The sequence below is a fragment of the Leucobacter sp. M11 genome (genome assembly GCF_035726885.1).
Lineage (GTDB): Bacteria > Actinomycetota > Actinomycetes > Actinomycetales > Microbacteriaceae > JAPFRB01.
Genome location: NZ_JAPFRB010000004.1, coordinates 636539 through 637515, shown reverse-complemented (window position 1 = coordinate 637515; position 977 = coordinate 636539). Strand labels below are relative to the sequence as shown.

At 73.0% G+C, this 977-nt stretch carries 1 protein-coding gene; it reads right to left on the bottom strand.

Annotation, left to right across the window (positions count from 1 at the left end; all coding sequences use genetic code 11):
* Positions 1–488: 488 nt before the first annotated feature.
* On the bottom strand, positions 489–977 hold a 489-nt coding region (locus OOT08_RS15205), incomplete at its 5' end, for a TetR/AcrR family transcriptional regulator (RefSeq protein WP_325093641.1).

Genomic DNA, 977 nt, shown 5'->3' with positions numbered 1-977 from the left:
CGGATATCGCTCGGGGAGTCATGCAGGAAAGCGTACGGGGCCGCGAAGAGAACAGCGATGAGGAGCAGGGCGCAGCCGGCCGCGGTCACGCTCCCCCAGCCCAGCGCGTGCGCCCACCAGCCCGCGCTCATCGGGACCCTCCGGACGCATCGCCGGCTCCGCGCGCTGGCGGCGGAGCCAACCGGTGGGCAGGATTCGGGCGGCCCGCCCGGCACAGTGACGCGTTGTGGGGCACAGCTTCCGCTCCGATGCTCCCCAGCCCGTGGCGTCGCGATGCGCCTGCGGCACCGCGTCACCCGCGCGCCCGGCCCGGCTGAGTTTCGACGGGCAAGATCCGCCGCGCGGGCGGTGCACCCGACGGTACCGGAAGACGCGGCCCCCGACAATCCCCCGGCTCAGCGGTTCCGTGCGCCCTCTCGTCCCCGTCGCGAGCAGCCCGCTCGGCGATCACTCGGGAGCGGTGGCCGCACCCGGGCGCGAGCGTGCACTCAGCGCGCAGCCCTCGGGTCGACAAAGCGGGCCAGCGCGCTCAGCCCGTCGATCGAGGGGGCCGGAGCGGCCCCGGGCTCGATGACCCCGACCGCGACGTGGCCCAGCACGAGCGTGCGGAGCATGTGTCGCAGCCCCGCCCGGTCCTCCGGGGGGATCCCCCACTCGCCGAGACGCCCGTCGAGCGCGGCCGCGAGCTGCGCGTACGACTCCGCCAACAGGCGACGCAGCTCAGCGTTTTCTGCGGCCTCAAGCCATCCGGCGACCGCGAGTCGGTCGACGTCCACGGGATGGGAATCGCGAAACGCCTCGAGGGACGTCATGAGGGAGCCCAGGAACTCCTGCGGCGTCGCGCTCTCGGTCACCACCCGCGTCAGCACCTCGTTCAGTCGCTCCTGCTCGCGGGCCGCGATGGTCATCAGGATCTCCTGCTTGCCCGCGAAGTAGCGGTAGATGCCCCCGACGGAAATCCCCGATTCGCGGTGGAT